At 65.0% G+C, this 17,739-nt stretch carries 10 protein-coding genes; 7 read left to right on the top strand and 3 right to left on the bottom strand.

All coding sequences use genetic code 11. From position 1 onward, the window contains the following. Window positions 1-74: 74 nt before the first annotated feature. Both JOF29_RS34440 and JOF29_RS34435 read right to left on the bottom strand, forming a co-directional pair. On the bottom strand, window positions 75-983 hold the full coding sequence (locus tag JOF29_RS34440) for a carbohydrate ABC transporter permease (RefSeq protein WP_209698544.1): 909 nt from the start codon (window positions 981-983) through the stop codon (window positions 75-77). Next, the gene (locus JOF29_RS34435; RefSeq protein ID WP_307863834.1) at window positions 983-1,933 is read right to left on the bottom strand and encodes a carbohydrate ABC transporter permease; all 951 of its coding nucleotides are present in this window, start codon (window positions 1,931-1,933) and stop codon (window positions 983-985) included. The genes JOF29_RS34440 and JOF29_RS34435 overlap by 1 nt, the downstream gene beginning before the upstream one ends. Before the next feature lie 292 nt (window positions 1,934-2,225). On the opposite strand from JOF29_RS34435, the gene JOF29_RS34430 reads away from it, so the two are divergent. Both JOF29_RS34430 and JOF29_RS34425 read left to right on the top strand, forming a co-directional pair. After that, window positions 2,226-5,906 (top strand): glycoside hydrolase family 71/99 protein, encoded by a 3,681-nt coding sequence (locus JOF29_RS34430; protein ID WP_209698543.1) that lies wholly within the window; start codon window positions 2,226-2,228, stop codon window positions 5,904-5,906. A gap of 632 nt (window positions 5,907-6,538) precedes the next feature. Next, window positions 6,539-7,684 carry a GntR family transcriptional regulator gene (locus tag JOF29_RS34425; RefSeq protein ID WP_209698542.1) on the top strand — a complete coding sequence of 382 codons (1,146 nt, stop codon included), beginning with the start codon at window positions 6,539-6,541 and terminating at the stop codon, window positions 7,682-7,684. 153 nt (window positions 7,685-7,837) lie between these two features. On the opposite strand, the gene JOF29_RS34420 is transcribed toward JOF29_RS34425, so the two are convergent. Then, window positions 7,838-10,618 carry a glycoside hydrolase family 71/99 protein gene (locus tag JOF29_RS34420; RefSeq protein ID WP_209698541.1) on the bottom strand — a complete coding sequence of 927 codons (2,781 nt, stop codon included), beginning with the start codon at window positions 10,616-10,618 and terminating at the stop codon, window positions 7,838-7,840. 121 nt (window positions 10,619-10,739) lie between these two features. On the opposite strand from JOF29_RS34420, the gene JOF29_RS34415 reads away from it, so the two are divergent. The 5 genes from JOF29_RS34415 (at window position 10,740) to JOF29_RS34395 (ending at window position 17,686) form a co-directional block, all read left to right on the top strand. Continuing rightward, window positions 10,740-11,717: a carbohydrate ABC transporter permease gene (locus JOF29_RS34415; RefSeq protein WP_209698540.1), complete on the top strand. Its 978-nt coding sequence runs from the start codon at window positions 10,740-10,742 to the stop codon at window positions 11,715-11,717. Between the two features lie 6 nt (window positions 11,718-11,723). Next, window positions 11,724-12,611, top strand: a complete 888-nt coding sequence (locus JOF29_RS34410; RefSeq protein ID WP_209698539.1) for a carbohydrate ABC transporter permease — start codon at window positions 11,724-11,726, stop codon at window positions 12,609-12,611. Window positions 12,612-12,703: 92 nt separating this feature from the next. After that, on the top strand, window positions 12,704-14,149 hold the full coding sequence (locus tag JOF29_RS34405; RefSeq protein WP_245359730.1) for an ABC transporter substrate-binding protein: 1,446 nt from the start codon (window positions 12,704-12,706) through the stop codon (window positions 14,147-14,149). 100 nt (window positions 14,150-14,249) lie between these two features. Further along, entirely contained in the window at window positions 14,250-15,317 is a 1,068-nt protein-coding gene (locus tag JOF29_RS34400) for a sialidase family protein (RefSeq protein ID WP_209698537.1), read from the top strand. 296 nt (window positions 15,318-15,613) lie between these two features. Then, window positions 15,614-17,686 carry a hypothetical protein gene (locus tag JOF29_RS34395; protein ID WP_209698536.1) on the top strand — a complete coding sequence of 691 codons (2,073 nt, stop codon included), beginning with the start codon at window positions 15,614-15,616 and terminating at the stop codon, window positions 17,684-17,686. Window positions 17,687-17,739: the final 53 nt, after the last annotated feature.

Here is a 17,739-nt window from a genome sequence, read left to right as displayed (position 1 = left end):
TACTGAGTCTAGACACGACGATGCATCCTCTCTTCTGGCTGCTGGCGCCTTTTGGTGAGCTGTGGATGGAACGATCAGTGGGAACCGGGGAGGCCGCCCTGAATGCCGGCCAGGAAATACTTGGAGAGGAACGAGAACAGGACGACGAGGGGGAGACTCGAGAGCAGGTAGCCCGCGAACATCGGCCCGTAGTCGGTTCCGTTCTGGCCTGAGAAGAACAGGAGCCCAACGGAGATGGGCCGAAGCCTGTTGTCCGAGATCGTCAGAAGGGGCCAGAAGAAGTCGTTCCACACGCTGTTGATCGTGATCAGCGCAACCGATCCCATGACGGGATAGGACAACGGGATCATGATCGACCGGAAGAGGCGGGGAGCAGAGGCGCCGTCGATGCGGGCGGCATCGAAGATCGTCTGCGGGATCCCGTCGACGAAGGTGCGCATGAGGACTGTGCCGATGACCGCCCCGCCGACGACGTGCGGCACGATCATCACCCAGATCGTGTTGAGGAGCTGGAAGTCCCGCATCATCACGAACAGCGGGACGAGGCTCGAGATGCTCGGGATCATCAGCAGGACCGCGATCAGGGCGAAGAACAGGTTGCGTCCGACGAAGCGGTAACGCGAGATGACGAATCCCGTGACCGCCGAGATGGCGACGATTCCGACGATGGAGACCGTGGCAACGACGACCGACGTCAGCATGTAGGGCGCGATCTGCTTCCACGCCACCGCGTAGTTGCTCCACTGGATGGGCCAGTCCGGTTGCCAGAACGTGTGCTCGTACTGCTGTCGCGACTTGCCGGAGACGAAGACCATGAGCAGGTAGGGCGCGAGTGATACTGCCACGATCGCCGAGAGCGTGATCGTGATTCCCCATTGCCGACGCCCCGGTGCGAACCGGGCGCGGCGCGGTGTCGTTTCGCGGGCCAGGGGCCGCGCCGGCACGACGCCGGCCCGTTCGTCGGTCGTCTGTACGCCGGCCATTACATAAGCCCGTCTTCGGAGGCTGCTCTCGAGGTCTTCTTCCTCGCGAACATCACGATCAGGCTGAATGCGAGCGTGATGACGAACAGCGTGGTGGAAAGAGTCGCGGCGTATCCCCAGTCCCCGCCCTGGAACGCTTCGTTCAGCATCTGCAGCACTGGCACCGCCGTGGCGTTGTCAGGGCCGCCTTTCGTCACGATGTAGGCGACGAAGCCGTACTGGAGCGTCGCGACGACCGCCAGGAACAGGAGCAGCCGGACCTGGGACGCCATGAGCGGCAGATCGATCGTCCAGAAGCGACGGATCCGGCCCACGCCGTCGAGCTGTGCGGCTTCGAAGATCTCCGGTGGGATGTTCGACAGGCTGGAGTGGAAGATCAGGAACGGCAGACCAGCGATGAACGGGAAGCCGATGAAGAGCAGGGCTCCGAGCGCGAGAGCGGGATCGCCCGTCCAGTTCGACGCGAGCTTTCCGAGCCCAGCGTCCCTGAGGATCCTGTTCAGGACGCCGTCGTTCGGATGATAGATGAACGACCAGATGAGCGCTGTCACGACGCCGGGGAACGCCATCGGGAGGATGAGCAGCGTGCGGAAGACGAACCGTGCCCGTGCGCTCCGCAACGAGACCACGAGCTCGGCGGCAAGCAGGGGAATCGACCACGAGGCCACACCGAAGACGAAGATGATTCCCAGGTTGCGGAACGACAGCCACCAGGCCGAGTCCGACATCATCCGCGCGTAGTTCTGAACTCCGACGAACGGAGAGTCCCCGGCGGGATTCCAGGCGAAGAACGACCGGAAGATTCCGTTGACGGCGGGGTAGTACTGGAAGACCCCGATGGTGAGCATGACCGGGACGACCACCAGGTACGGCCCGTAGGACCGCCGCCGCTTGCGCGAGCGGCGTTGAGTCTCGTTCCGTGAGCTGTCTGCCGGCATCTCGATGGCCACGCACACGCTCCTTCATGTCGATGGAAGTGATCGCTCGGTGAACAACGAATGATATCGTTTCATTCGCCGCGAACGTACCCGACGCCTCCCTGTGCCGTCAACGCTCGACGGTCAGATTCCTTGTAATACGAGGCATCTGGAGCCGTGCGCTGGAAACTCGGGCGTGACAAGTTCTTGACGCGTGTGGTGCGCAGCCCTAGCTTTACCGGCACAAAACTGAATCGATCCACAGGAGGCACGGATGTCGATGGGAAGCCAACACGCGATCTCGCGCCGAACGGTGCTCAGGAGCATGACGATCATCGGCGCCGCAACTGCGCTAGGGGTAGTGGACGCGAACCTGGCGCCACCCCGAACCGCGAGCGCGGCGGTAGACCTTGGTGCCGCGATGACCGCGCCGGAGCCGCGGCTTGAGGCGCTGGAATACCGCTTCTACAACAGCTTGGACCAGTACGCCGGCTGGAACGGCTTCGCCGGATGCACGCCGACCCTGGCCGATCATCACCTCGACCTGGCGCTCACCACTCTGGATGCCTCGTTCGACAGCGAAACGCCCCTGGACCTCGACGCCGCCGTGTTCACGCAGATCCGCGTCGTGATGAACAACCCCACTACGAGCGCCACGGCCACCCTCAGCTGGACGACCGATGCCTCGCCTGCCTTCGACACTACGCGGGTGGTCGAGTTCGAGACCCACCATGACTCGTCCGACTACGTCGAATACGTCCTCGAGCTCGGCGGCGAGACCGAGTGGACCGGTACCATCCGCCAGGTCCGCTTCGCGCCTGCGACCGAGGCGTCGAGCGGAAACGTCGGCGTCGTTCTCGTCGCGTTCCACGCCTTCGACCCCGCCCCCGGCACGCGGACGTACGAGTTCGCGTATGGAACCGAGGGATGGAGCAACCCGGTCGGCTGCGCCGTCACCGCGCTGAGGGGAGCCCTTCGTCTCGACCTCAGCGCGACCAACGCTTCGCTGGACTCCCGCCGGGGTCTGGCGCTCGATACCTCGGTCGTCCAGAGCATCCGTGTCCGAATGCGAAACGAGACTACAGCGACGCAGCTCCGCCTCCTGTGGCGCGGCGTGAACGACGCTGGATTCAGTACGGGCCGCTCGGCAACCATCGACATCGTCGCCAACGACAGCCGGTTCCGCGAGTACTCCATCAACGTCGCTGCGATTTCCTCATGGTCTGCGTCCAACCACATCGACCAGGTCAGGATCCAGCCGGCCCTCGGTGCGAGTTCAGGGCAGCAGCTCTTCGACTCGATCTCGTTCTCTTCCGCCCAGCCCACCGCGTGGGCGGCCAATTTCAGCACCGGAAGCCCCGGCTGGAGAGTCGGCAAGGGAATGCGGAAGGCCCGTCCAAGCAGGAGTTTTCGGCTCGAGCTGCACGCGAAGGGCGCGCGATTGACCTCACCGCTGCTCTCGCTCGCCGCATCCACTGCGCGGTACGCCGTCGTCACGCTCGCCAACGACACCCCCACCACGTCGGCTCGGATCTACTGGCAAACAGCAGCTGACCCGACATTCGACCAAAAGAAGAGCCAGGCCTTCCTCATCCACCCGCGAGATGGATCTCGCGAGTACAGCGTCGATCTCAGCCAAAACCAGTACTGGTCGGGGACGATCACCCAGGTCGCGCTGGCCCCGGCAGAGCAGTCCACTTCTGGAGCCGTTGACGTCCAGAGCCTGATCATCGGCAGTGATGGCGACACGAGCGGGCAGAACCGTGACCTGCTCGAGGGCTATCACGACTCCACCATGGGGAGCTGGGCAAACGGATGGCTGTTCGACGAGAGCGGCGGGACCGTTCAAGGGCAGGTTCGGGACGACGGTCTCACCTGGGTCTACGTCCAGCGACCGGCAGCGCTTCCGCCGTACAAGATCTATGCGGGCGGCTTCGGACTGGTCCACCAGGGACTAGGCGGTCGCACCGCTGTCGAGCGATCGCTTGCCATCGACAACAGCGGCCTCGTGCAGTGGGAGTTCTTCGCCGCGGTCACGAATACCCAGGCAGACGGTGCCCGATGGCGGCTGTCGACGGATGCCGGCGACGCCATCGCCTTCGGCATCCAGGCGGGCTTCTTCGTCCTCGACCTGGATCCACAGACCCCAGGTGGACAGGTGCTTCAGCTCATCCCTGTCGCGGCCACCACCTGGTGGGGTGTCCGCGTGAAACTCAACCTGGTGACCCGCAAATTCACCGTGTGGATCGACAACGTCGTGGTCGCGACGGATGTCGAGATCCCAGGAAGCTATCCGCTGCGCTTGACAGGGACAAGCGTCGAGGTCACAGGAAACCAGGCGCTGACGCTGTTCGGAGGCAACCGGATCTACAAGATCGCGCCGTTCTTCGACGACTTCATGACCGTGCCTCTTGGTCAGCTTCCGGCCGAGTACACGGCCCAGCAGACGAACGGGACGGCGACCGTCGAAGGACGCAACGGACTGACTCTCAGCCGCGGAACCCAGGCAACCGGACTCGTCGACGTTGAGCGGCCGTTCGATCAGGCGGAAGGCATCGTCGAGATCGAGGCACATCTCATCTTCGGCCAGACGTCGGGAGGCGCCCAGTTCACGGCGCTGGGCGATCAAGGCTTCGCGGCGTCGCTGACCGTCTCCTCGGGCGACATCCGGTTCAGCGTGGGCGCCCACAACGAGGTGGCCTGGTCGGGTTTCGCCTCCGGTATCCCCTATGTCGTCATGTTCAGGATCGACCTCCTGAACCACACAATGACGGCGTACGTCAACGGCGTGGCACAGGCGGCCAACACCGACGTGCCGATCCAGGCTTCGACGAGCGTGATCAACTCGCTCCGGCTCCACGTGAGCGAGGCCGGTGAGCGGCTCGAGACACGGTTGCTGCGGGTCGCGCCCTACTTCCCCAGCACGGTGCCGACGATCGACAAGGTCTCGACGTCGACAGGCCTCATCGGCGTTCAAAGCTGGGCCGGGTCGATCGGCGACAACTGCAATCAACGGCTCTGGACCAAGTTTTCGACGTCGGACAAGACCCCGTACCTCGGCTACTACTTCGACCTCATGCAGCCAGAAGTAGTCGACTGGCAGGTGAAGTGGATGGCCGAAAGCGGCATCGACTTCATCACTCACTTCACCTACGGGGCCAAGGCTCCCGGGGCACCGTACGTCGCCAACAGTTGGCTCATCAACTACCTCATGCACAGCGGAACGTCCGGACAGGTGAAGCAGGCGCTGATCTGGGACGTGTCGTTCGAGATCACGCAGTGCGGCGCCCAGCCTCACGACTACATCGTCAACACTCTGGTTCCGTATTGGGTCGAGACCTTCCTCAGGCACCCGACGTCGCTGCGGGTCAACGGTCAGCCGGTGCTGTTCTTCTTCAACTGGCAGACAGCCGTCGCGCCTCTCGGGTCGGTCGCCGCGGTCAACCAGCTGTTCGCTGATATCCGCACCGCTGTCGCCGCTCGCGGGGTCGGCACACCGCTCATCGTTGGCCTGAACGGCGGCCCGGAGCCGTCCAGCATGACCCCGTCGGCGGCAGCCGGCGTGGACTACGTGACCGCCTACAGCAGGATCGGCAAGGGCGTCGCGGCCCTGCAAAGCTTCATGAATCTCGCGACCGCCAACGGCGTCGAGGCGATCGCATGCCCGTCGGTCAGCTGGGACAGTCGTTCCTGGTACCCCGCCGCCACCCCTGGCAAGTTTCTCTACGTACACACGCCGCCGCAGTTCGAAGAAGTGCTCAAATGGGCCAGAGACACCTACCTCGGCGGGGTGGCAGGAAACAAGACCGGCTCGATCACCGAACGCATGCTCCTGGTCGACAACTTCGCCGAATACGGTGAAGGCCACAGCATCGCGCCCAGCCCCCTGTACGGCTTCGCGTACCTCGAGGCGATCCGCAAAACCTTCACACAGGCCGAATCAGCCCACCCGAACGTACGGCCGGCCGGGCCGTACGACGTCCTGTTCTCCCGTGCGTGGATCTAGGGAAATGGTGTGCATTGACGAGCCTGCCCTCGACAAGGCTCTCCTGTGAGGGTGGGTTGTTGCTGACCGATGTCGGCAAGGGGCACCATCGACGTGCCGTGGGACCGGCAAGGCAATTTCGAGCCGCGGATCGTGGCGATTCGGCAGAAGTGCCCATCGGGTGCGGACGAGACGGTATCTCGTTGTCAGCGAGGGCCTGACCACCCGGTGAGGTGGTCGAGGGGACCGTCGAGCGCCAGAACCGGCGGCTCGATGGGGCGTCGCCAAGGCCCTCGATCTCGGCTGCACCGCGCCCACCCGAAGCCGTCGCGAAGGAACGCTTCACCGAGTTCGCCGAGACCACGGCCGCCACCGGCGGCGCTACGACCCGGGCAGCGTTGACCTGGCCGCTGAACAATCAAACAGGCTGGACATCTTGTATAGTTAACATGACATGTGCGATGGACATCGAACGTTCCAAGAAGGCAGGGAATAGGTCGGTACATGACGACGGCTCGGAAGTCGAGGGACGCCTGATCCGGTCCATGCGCGACCGGGCAGGCCGCGGCCCCGTCCTCGGTCCGGGAAGTCATCGACACAGTTCTTTATGATGTTAATTAGCCGACCGACCTGTCAGTAGTCGAGGGAGCCCGATGTCGTCCAGTTCGAGGCCGAAGTACGAGCAGATCAAGGATGATCTGCGCCTTCAGATCATCGGGGGCGACTACACCCCTGGCCAGTCGTTCGTCACACAGCAGCAGATCTGCGACATCTACGACGTGAGCATGCTCACCGCTGCACGGGCGCTCAACGAACTCGAGGTCGAGGGGCTCGTAACCCGGCGACGCGGTAAGGGCACGTTCGTCGCTGAGACGACGACTGTACCTCGCGAGAACGACGGCACCGCGAACAACATCCTCTGCGTCGTACCGAGCCTAACGAGCGGACACGTCTCCAACTTCGTGCGCGGCGTCGAGTCGGTCTGCACCGAGCGCGGCTTCCATCTCCTGCTCGCGGACTCCCACGGTCGCGAAGACCGTCAATCCCAGGCGCTCCAACGCGCGAGCGCGGGCGGCGTCGATGGGGTGATCATCTACCCCGTCGAAGGCGCGGCCGACCACGAGGCGGTCTCCCGGTTGCGCCGGGCCGACGTTCCGATTGTCTTCGCTGATCGGTACTGGCCAGAGATCTCCATGGATGCGGTGCTCCTCGACGACTTCGCCATCGGCTACGAGCTCACCCAGGCCCTCATCCGCCGCGGTCACACCCGCATCGGCACCCTGTGGGGCGAAATCGCCGCCACCTCGGTGCGCGACCGGCTCTCAGGCCACCTGCGCGCGCTGCAGGAGCACCGGCTACCGGTGCTCAGCGAGCTCACGGCGCTCCGCTCCTACGTCCCCCTCAACGCGCGCGCCGGATCGTCCGTGCTCGCGCAGATGCTGAAGGCCAAGCCGACCGCGCTGCTCTGCGCCAACGGCTTCGTGCTGGCGTCGGCGACCAACGAGCTGAACCGTTCTGGAGTGCGCATCCCCGAGGAGATGGAACTCGCCGGCATGGACGAGGCGGGGCCGTACGACGCCCTTCCGCTCACCGTCGCATCCGCCGCCGTCCCGTCGTACGAGATGGGACAGCGTGCGGCCGAGATCCTGCTCGACAAGCGGATCGGCAGCCACGACGAGGACAACTCCGAACGCGTCGTGCTCGCCGTGACGATCAATCTGCACGGTCGGGTGCTGGATCCTGGCCCGGCTGTTCCCCGCCGATCGCATCGGCGACCGGCGAGGAACCCAGCTCAATAGGCGATTGCGTTCACCGCGATGAGCCCGTGTCGCCGTCGCCCGCGCGGGCGACGTTCCCCACCTGCAGGCCGCCGTTGGCGTTGTTCAGGTCGGCGACCCAGCAGAGCGGACGTTGCCGTCGAGAGCACGCGAGGTCACCAGCTCGGCCTTCTGCTACGGCGCGAAGACCACCTTGAGCTGGGGCGCATCAGAGTCGTCGGCGCTGGTGTACTCGGTCGGACGAAACGCGCGGTACGACGTGGTCGCCGGGGCGACCACAGCGAGCCGAAGGCGGAACGTGCTCAACGTCTGACCCGCGGCGAGGTCCGCCTGCACCCACGACGTGACGTCGACCTGCCGGTGCGTTCCGGGCGCGGCGGGAGCGCCTTCGATGGGGAAGGGTGCCGTCGCCCGAGCCGCAGCTGAGAAGTTCGCGGCACTCAGGGTGGTCAGCGGATTGAGGTGCTCGATCACGACTCCCGACGGATTCCCGGACTCGAATTCGGTGAGGTCGAGCATCACACGAGTGACCACACCGCCGGCCAACCTCGTCAGATCGAACGAGACGATCGGCCGGTACTCCGTGTTCGTGCCGTCGGCTCGCGCGGCGTTGCCCACCTGGAGTCGGCCTTTGATGTTGTTCACCTCCGCGATCCCGTCGGACCGCACGGTTCCGTCGAGGGTCGGCACGGTCGTGACCGACATCTCTTTCGGGCTGACCGCCGCGGTTCCAAGCAACACCGTCCTCCCTTCGCAAGTGAAGGTCGCGGCGATCTGGGCATCCGCTCCCGTCTCGTTCACGAAGGTGACCGGGATCTCGCGCCGCTCATCCGGAGCGAGCGTGACCGCAGAGGTGTCGGCCGTGGCCGTGACGCCAGGAACGGAGGCAAGGGCGAGGGTTCCCGAGATCGACCGGTCGGTCTGGTTATGGATCCACACCGAGTGCCGGTTGGTGGTGCCGTCGAATCCGTTCCTGATGATCCGGGAGGACAGATCGCGGATCACCGTGAGCGGCAACGGAACCGATCCGCTCACGTCGACACCGCCCACGGTGAAGGTGTAGTCAACGGAGAGGTCCTGCCGATTCCCGATCATGTCGCTCGGGCCGGGGAACATGTCCGACACGTTGTAGAGCGTGCCGTCCCCCACCGCCTGCGGCACCACCGTGGTCGTGTTCTGGTGGTTTCCGGCGAGCTGGATGTCGGCGGTCGGCCACGTGGACGGGAACCGCACCTTCCAAGCGAGGTTCGACACCGGGGCGCTCCCCTGTACGTCGACCCCAAGCGAGACGGACTCGCCATGGGTCGCCGAGTAGTCGGACGAAGAGGCGGTGACGGTCAGCCCGAAAGCGGCCTCGACAAGGCTGGACCAGGCTCGCTGCACGGGCCCGAGGTCACCGCTGGACAGCGCAGTACCCCTCAGCGCGCCGGGCAGTGCGTTCACCAGCGGCGCAACTTTCGTCAGCGCCTGCGTCAGACTCGCAGGCGCATCCAGTGCGGCGACGATCTGCTGAGCAGGAGCCTTGGCGGAGGTGAGGGTCGCGTGTTCGTCCGACGAGACGGGGGTGTCGGCCAGCCTGCGGTCGAGCCGGCTCAGATACGCCGTCACCACATCCACCAGATTGGCGGCGCGAGCCGATGCCGCCGCGCCGGTGTCGGTTGCCCCGAAGACACGGCCGACCTGACTCGTATACGCGTCGCCGTCGGCCTTCGTCGGAATGAAGTAGTGCCCCTCGAAGAGCTCGTTCCAGCTTCCGATGATTGCCATCTTGATGGAGCTGCCTGTGGAGAGGTTGGTCTGCGGATGCTGGTCGAGGTAGGCCCTCGCCTCCCGCAACGAGTTGCCGAACGCTTCGGGCGTCTTGTCGATCGACCACTTGGGATAGTCCGGATGCACGATGTTGTTCCAGCCCTGCGTGATCACCGGAACGTAGTCGGCGGCCGGGTTCTTGTACTTGGCGAAGTAGTTCCACACGTAGTCGTGGTTGTCACGGATCAGGTTGTAGTAGCTGTTGTCCGCCGCCGGAACCCGTTTCATGTCGTGCCAGGCGTAGGCGGTGAAGAAGTCGTAGAGCCCGTCGTAGTCGTGCGCATTGACGTACTCGCCCGACCATCCCGGCTGCTGCAGACCGCCACCGATGATGACGTCCGGGAATCCCGCCGCCGCGGCCTTGGCCTTCAGCACGTCCACCGCAGCCCGCATCACCGCACGCTCCTCCGGGATCTTCGCCAGTTCGTGCGGGCTGAGTCCCGATCTCGTTCCAGTGCTGAAGTCGGTGGTGAACCGCTGCACGTCGTAGATCTCGATGACTGGACTGCCGTCGATGGTGACGTAGGAAGGGTCGGAGAACAGCTGCACCCACTTGGTAGTGATGGTGTCCCATTCCGCCGCACGTACCGCCTCGTACTGGGCCTGCGTCATTCCCGGCGTTCTCAGCGCGCCAATGTTGAACGGGCCGCCGTCGATGTAGTTCACCATGAACTTCATCCGGTTCTTCTCGGCCGAAGTCCGGAACAGGTTCATCCCTGTGTGCAGCCCGCCGAGGTCACCGCCGTCGTTGATCGTCGGCCGCTCCGGGTACCAGTCGAAGACGAAGTAGTCCAGGCCGTTGGCGCTGGCGTCTTTGATCTGCTGATCCATCACTGGCTGACTGTCGTCATACCACCCGTACTTCGGTTCGAGCTCGGGATGGTCGGGTCGCCAATCCGTGCCGTTCGCGTAGTCGAAGTGGAAGTTGGGACCGCTCTTCCACCCGCCGAAGTAGTTCGCGCCGATGAAATAGTCGTCGTTCTTCGGCCCCGGATGCGTGGGGATTGTCGGCCCGCTTCGGGTGCCCGCAACTGCTCGATGCGGCGGCGCTGCTGCCACTGCCGTGAGGGGCGCCGCGGCGAGGGCTGTCGCCATCCCGATCGCCAGCAGGGAGGAAAGCTCGGGGATCTTGCGAAGGAACGTCATTGTCTCTACTCCGATGCCAGCCGCCGACATGTTGACAAGTTAAGATGCTAATACCTAGGTTGACGAGTGCCAAGGGTCACTGTCGAGGCCCGGCGCTGGCTGACTCGAACAAGGAGGATTGATGGCAGATCTGCGGTCGAAGGAGGACCTCCTCTCCGCGCGGGACGGACCCAGCTCCATCCGACGCGGACGACCACAGAAGCAGAGCCGCCGCAAGAAGACGCACTGGGGCGTCTATGGTGCCCTGGCGCCGCTCGCGATCACTCTGCTGGTGTTCCAGTACTATCCGGCGCTGAACGGCATCTGGAACTCCTTCTGGAACTGGAACCCGGGATTCACCTCCACCTTCACCGGCTTCGACAACTACATCCGGATGTTCGGCGACACTGTTTGGTGGCAGTCGTTCGGCAACCTCGGCATCATCTTCGCCTTCAGCATCGTCACCTGGGTGTTCCCGCTGCTCGCGGCCGAACTGCTCGTCTCACTCCGAAGCCAGCGCGCACAGTTCGTCTTCCGCACCCTGCTCATCGTTCCGATGGCGTTTCCCGGGATCGTGACGGCACTGGTTTGGTCGTTCCTGTACCAGCCGAACTCCGGTGTCCTCAACGAGATCCTGCGCGGGTTCGCGCTCGGCGATCTGGCCCAGAACTGGCTCGGCGATTCGCGCCTCGCCCTGCTTGCCCTGCTCTTCATCGGGTTCCCCTTCGTGGCCGGGCTCCCGTTCCTCATCTTCTACTCGACGCTGCAGAACGTTCCCAAAGAGATCTTCGAGGCCTGCGCGATCGACGGCGTCGGCCGCGTCCGCCGCTTGTGGGCCATCGACATCCCTCTCATGGCCCGCCAGGTGCAGCTACTCGTCATTCTCGTCATCATCCAGACGCTCCAATACGGATTCGTCGCCTACGTCTTGACCCACGGGGGCCCGGACAACGCCACCATGGTGCCGGTGCTGTACATGCTCAGCCAGGCGTACGACGGTCAGGCCTGGGGATATGCCGCCACGCTCTCGACGACGTTGTTCGCGCTCACCGTTCTCCTGAGCGCCATCGTCGCGGTCTTCCGCCGCAAAGACTCCACCACGAACGTCAAGGGGCTGTGAGCAAGGATGACTTCGATCACACTCGACGCCACGTCATCGACCGCGACCACCGCGGCGCTGCCGCCGGCCCCGAAACGGCGACGCTCGCGCCAGACCGGCATCTACATCGCGCTCACCGTGCTGGCGACGATCGGGTTGCTGCCTTACCTGTTCGTCTTCGGCACCTCGCTGAAGTCCAACGAGCAGTTCGCCAAAGACTATTGGCTGCCCTCCTGGCCGCTGCACCTCGAGAACTACGGGACAGCGTGGGGACAGATCCAGCCCTACATGATCACCTCGCTCGTCGTGGCGGCAGCGTCCATCGTCGGCATCGTCGCGCTCAGCCTGCTCGCCGGATTCGTCCTGGCCCGGTTCGAGTTCCCCGGCAGAACGTTCTTCTTCACTCTGGTGATCGCCCTGATGATGGTGCCCGGAATCGCCAGCCTCATCCCGCTCTTCGTGATGATGCGCGACCTCGGGATGCTGAACACGATCTGGGTGCTGATCATCCCGCACATCGCCGCCGGCTCCGTGCTCGGAACGATCCTCATGAAGACGTTCATCGAAGGCATCCCGCAAGAGATCTTCGACGCTGCGCGGATCGACGGCGCCGGCACCGCGAGGCTGTTCCGGTCGATCATGATGCCGCTCTCCCTGCCGGTCATCGGCACCGTCTCGCTGATCACCGTCATCGGGGTGTGGAACGACTTCTTCTGGCCCTTGCTCACGATCACCCAGAACGAGCTCAAAACGGTGAGCGTCGGCCTGATCTTCTTCCAGGGGCAAGCCGGCACCGACTACGGCCCGATGTTCGCAGGCTATCTGCTGGCGAGCCTGCCGCTCCTGCTGCTGTTCACCTTCCTGTCCAAGTACTTCCTCGCCGGCGTCCAGGGCGGACTCCCGGGCTCCCACTGATACTGCCCTTCCCCGAACGACCTGCGCTCCGGCACGACCCAAGCCTCCGTTCGGCAGCACACCCCACAACGACACCGCCAGAAAGGCACGGCATGAATCACGGTCGTTTCCTCAGAGTGAGCCTCGCATCCGCGTTGACCGGGGCGCTCCTCCTGTCGACAGCCGCCTGTTCACAGCCCTCGACCGACAGCTCAGGAAAGATCACGATCACCCTCGCCGGCCCTAACCAGTGGAACAGTGATCCGGCCTCGTTCGGACCGGCCTGGGAAGATCTCGTGAAGCGCTTCGAAAAGCGCGAACCGTCCATCACGGTCAAGACGACGGTGCTGCCGCTCGCCGAGTTCAAGCAGACGCTCGCGACGCAACTCGCCGCCGGCACTGCGCCGGAGCTGATCTTCTCGCAGACCTCCCACAAGCCCGACCAGATCGTTGCGCTCGACAAGTACCTGGACAAGCCGAATCCCTACGTCGCAGGAAGCAAGCGGTGGCTCGACGGTTTCACCCAGGACTATTTCGGGCCGCACGCAACGGCAGCGCGGAACGCGGCGAACAACTACGAGTTCATCCCGTTCAATCTCTACATCTTCGGTCTCTACTACAACAAGGACGCCTTCGCGAAGGCCGGGGTGGATGCGGCCCCCACGACCTACGGAGAACTCATCGCTGCCTGCGGCAAGCTGAAGCAGGCCGGATACACCCCCCTGGCGTACGACAACAGTTGGATCGCGCAGAACAGCACGGTCAAGCCGATCATGTCGATGCTGCTCACCAAGCACTTCGAGCAGCTGAACCAGTTCGCCGCCGACGGAACCCCGGGTTCGTCCACGCAGATCTCCAAGAAGGATTTCGCGAAGGCCATCCTGACCGGCGAGTTCACTCCGGAGAAGGCGCCGGAGATCGGGGCCGGCCTCGAATTGGCCAAGAAGGTCGTCGACGAATGCGCGACCAAGAACTGGTCAGGCGTCTCCTCCACAGGCGCAGCGTTCACCGGAGGGCAGGAGTTTCTCTCCGGCAAGGCGGCCATGTCGTTCGGCGCCAACTTCTCCGCCAACAACCTCGCGGACACGCAGTGGAAATGGGCCACGATGCCGTTCCCAACCATCACCAAGGAGGACAGCCCGCTCTCGACCGGCGAGAAGGCTCGCCTCGGCGCGACTGTCGGTGGAACGAGCTACATGATCCCCTCGTACATCAGGGGCGCCAAGCTCGACGCAACCATCAAGTTCCTGCAGTACGTCAGCAGTCCTGAAGGCGCACAACCGTGGCTGAACAAGACCGGCGGCATCCCGTCACTGACGAAGGCCGCCCCGGCGCCCGGGCTCGAAGGACTCACCGCGGGCGAGTGGGCGCTCAGCCCGACCGTGCCCGATCCCCAGTTCGTTCCGAAGGCGCTCTCGGGCCAGGGCATCTACACCGGTTACCTCACCGGAACGAAGTCCCTCGACCAGCAACTGGCCGACATGCACAAGCAGTGGGTCGACACAGCCAAGGAACTCGCCGCCGACGGCGCGTGGACCGACAGCTGGGCCAAGGGCTGACGGGCGTTCCTGAACCCGCGTCCGCCGGTCGATGGTCGATCCTCGATCGGCGGACCCGCTCTGCCACCCTGACCGTCCGCACCCGGGAGAGACCAGAACGATGACCGACATCATCACCTTCCCCGCACCGATCGTCACCGACCGTCCCGACCGCGAGACAGTGCTGTGGCAGGGCATCCCCGGGGTGGCGCAGACCGGCGACGGAGCCCTCTGGGTCACGTGGTACACCGGTGGCCCGAAGGAGCCGTCCGCCGACAACTTCGCCGTGCTGGAACGCAGTACCGACGACGGCGCATCATGGACCAGGATCGCGAAGATCGAGGGACCGGGCGGAGTGCGGGTCTTCGATCCCACACTCTGGGTGGACCCGAGCGGACGGCTCTGGCACTTCTGGAACCAGACCGACGAGTCGATCGCGGAACTGTTCGACGGAGCCGGCGGCGTCTGGGCGAGGCATGCGTCCGCCGGCCAGGTCGCCGGCACCGATGCCGACCTCTCCTGGTCGGAGCCACGACGACTGACGAACGGCGTCTCGATGAACAAACCCATCGTGCTGTCATCGGGCGCCTGGCTGCTTCCGGCGTCTGTCTGGGGGCAGGGACCGCTCCGCGAACTGGGCGAACCCCGCGACCCGAACGTCTACGCATCGACCGACGAGGGCGAAACCTGGGCGCTTCGTGGGAGCGCCCAGGTGCCGTCGGCCATTCGCACTTTCGACGAGCACATGATTGTCGAATTGCGCTCGGGCGACCTCTGGATGCTCATCCGTACCCTCGACGGGCTCGCGGAGTCGTTCTCACCGGACGGCGGCGCGCACTGGACCATCGCGCGGCCCAGCGGATTCAACCCGCACACCTCCAGTCGCGTGTTCTTTCGCCGGCTGCAGGACGGCCGGCTGATGCTCGTGCGCAACGCCCACGACAGCGAGCGCACCGGTCTCTGCGCGCTCACCTCCTCCGATGACGGGTTGACCTGGAGCGAACGGACGCTCCTCGACGATCGAGAAGTCGTCACGTATCCCGATGCGACGCAGCTCTCCAGCGGTGAGCTCGCCGTCGTCTACGACCGGGAGCGCGCAGCGGCCGGCGAGATCCTTCTCCGCCGTCTGCACTTCGGTGCCGCGGGCGCGATCACGGTCGGCACAGCCTCCGTCGTGAGCGCGCGATGACCGTGTCCAGCGAGTGCTTCGACGAGCCCTTGCCCACCACGAGCTGATGAACCTGCCGACGCTGCCACGCTGACGACCACAGTGGTCAGCACCCCGGTCGTCATGCTCGCCGCTATGGATCGATCTGCGGTCCCGCGATGCTTCGCTGTCAGCTCAACTCGGGTCCAAGGTCGAGCCCGTGAGACACCATCGGGTGGTCGTCGACAGCGGTGGCGGCCCGGCTGAGCGCTGGCCGGATGCGGTCACGTCCCTGTGGATCCGTGGCTGCCGATGTGCCACGCTGGTAGGAAGTCACCATGATCGATCGGCACGCGCTCGTAGCCCGCCACCGAGTGGTGCGCGATGCTCTCAACCCGCACAGTCCCCTGCAGGTCGGGAACGGAGGATTCGCGTTCGGCGTCGACGTCACGGGGCTGCAGACGTTCGTACCCTTCAACACCATGTCGGACTGGGGATGGCACAGCTTCCCACTGCCGTCCGGGCAGCATGCCTCGGACTTCCGCGGCGAGGTCTGGGACACACCCGGCGGCCCTGTCGGGTTCCCCATCCCGAATCCGGACCAGCCCGAACTGTCGTCGTGGCTCTACGCCAACCCGGCACGCATCAACCTCGGGCGGATCGGCCTGGAACTCACCCTGCCCGACGGTCGCGCCGCCGTCGCCGACGACCTCAAGAACATCCGGCAGGAACTCGACCTGTGGACCGGCATCATCGACAGCAGGTTCGAACTCGCCAGCGAACCAGTGCACGTCCGAACGTGCTGCCACCCCGACCATGACGCCATGGCCGTGGAGATCGACTCGCCGCTGATCGCAGCCGGCCAGTTGGCAATCGTCGTCGACCTCCCGTACGCCGACGGGCAGGAGTTCGCCGAGTACGTAGGAGACTACGGCCGCCCGGACGCCCACGTGAGCACGGTGACGACGTACGGGCAGCACGCCGGCATCACGCACCGGATGGATTCCACCGAGTACCACGTCGACATCGCCTGGGAGGGGCACGGCGTCTTCGCCGGCCCGGACTCGGCCGTGCCCGGCAACCACCCGCCAATCGGAGCAGCGGCCGATCGGCATCGCTACCGGCTCGCTGCCCAGGGGCCTTCCGATCAGGTGAGTTTCGTCTGCGCATTCGCGCAGGCGCCGTCAGATTCGGTACCGACACCGGGCGCAACCTTTGCCGCGAGCATTCGGGGCTGGCGGCAGTACTGGCTCTCCGGTGGTGCGATCGACCTGTCCGAGAGCACGGACCCGCGCTGGCGGGAGCTCGAGCGGCGGATCATACTGTCGCGGTACCTGATGCGCGCCAACGAGGCGGGCTCGCTGCCGCCGCAGGAGGCCGGGCTCGTCAACAACGGCTGGCACGGCAAGTTCCACATGGAGATGTACTGGTGGCACGCCGCGCACTGGGCGCTGTGGAATCACTGGCCGATCCTCGATCGCAGTCTGAGCATCTACGAACGCCTCCACCGGTCGTCGCGGCAACGGGCGAAGGAACAGGGCTTCCGCGGAGCGCGCTGGCCGAAGTGCACAACGGCCGGCGGGCTCGAGTCACCGCACGTCATCAATGCCCTGCTGATGTGGCAGCAGCCGCACGCGATCTTCCTGGCTGAGCTGGACTACCAGGCACACCCCGATGAGGGCACGTTGCGGAAGTGGCGCGACATCGTGTTCGACACTGCGGACTTTCTCGCCTCCTCGGCCTTCTGGGACGAAGGCACGAGCCGCTACGTCCTCGGCCCGCCGGTGCACCTCGTTTCGGAGAACACCGATCCCGGAAGCACGCAGAACCCGACGTTCGAGCTTGCCTACTGGCGTTTCGGCCTGCGCGTCGCACAGCAGTGGCGCGAACGTCTCGGACTGCACCCCGATCCGGACTGGCAGCAGGTCCACGACAAGCTCGCGCCACTGCCGGTACAGGACGAGGCATACGTGCTGCACGAGGGCGTCGAGAACATGTGGACGCAGAAGAACTACGAGCACCCCGCCTTGATCGGCCCGTTCGGCTGGCTGCCGGGAGACGGCGTCGATGTTCCCACGATGGCCCGGACTGCCGACCGGGTCTTCACCGGCTGGCAGTTCGACCGCATCTGGGGGTGGGACTTCCCGATGCTGGCGATGTGCGCCGCGCGGCTCGGGCGACCTGACGACGCGGTGGACTTCCTCCTCCGGCCGGCGGACCGCTTCCAGTTCGACGACGCGGGGCTGGCGACCGGCGGGCCGTTCCCGTACTTCCCGAGCAATGGCGGGCTGCTGTACGCCGTCGCGTTCATGGCAGCGGGCTGGGACGGCGCAACCGATCGGCATGCGCCAGGCTTCCCCGCAGATCAGCGCTGGGTGGTGCGTTTCGAGGGGCTGAGTCCGGCCCTCTGAGTTCAATCTGGACAACATCGCCCGACACTAGTTGCTTAGGGCAACAGAAGCAG

Origin of the sequence: Kribbella aluminosa (genome assembly GCF_017876295.1) — a bacterium.
Lineage (GTDB): Bacteria > Actinomycetota > Actinomycetes > Propionibacteriales > Kribbellaceae > Kribbella > Kribbella aluminosa.
The sequence above is the reverse complement of the archived record's forward strand: the minus strand, read 5'-3'. Positions and strand labels throughout refer to the sequence as shown.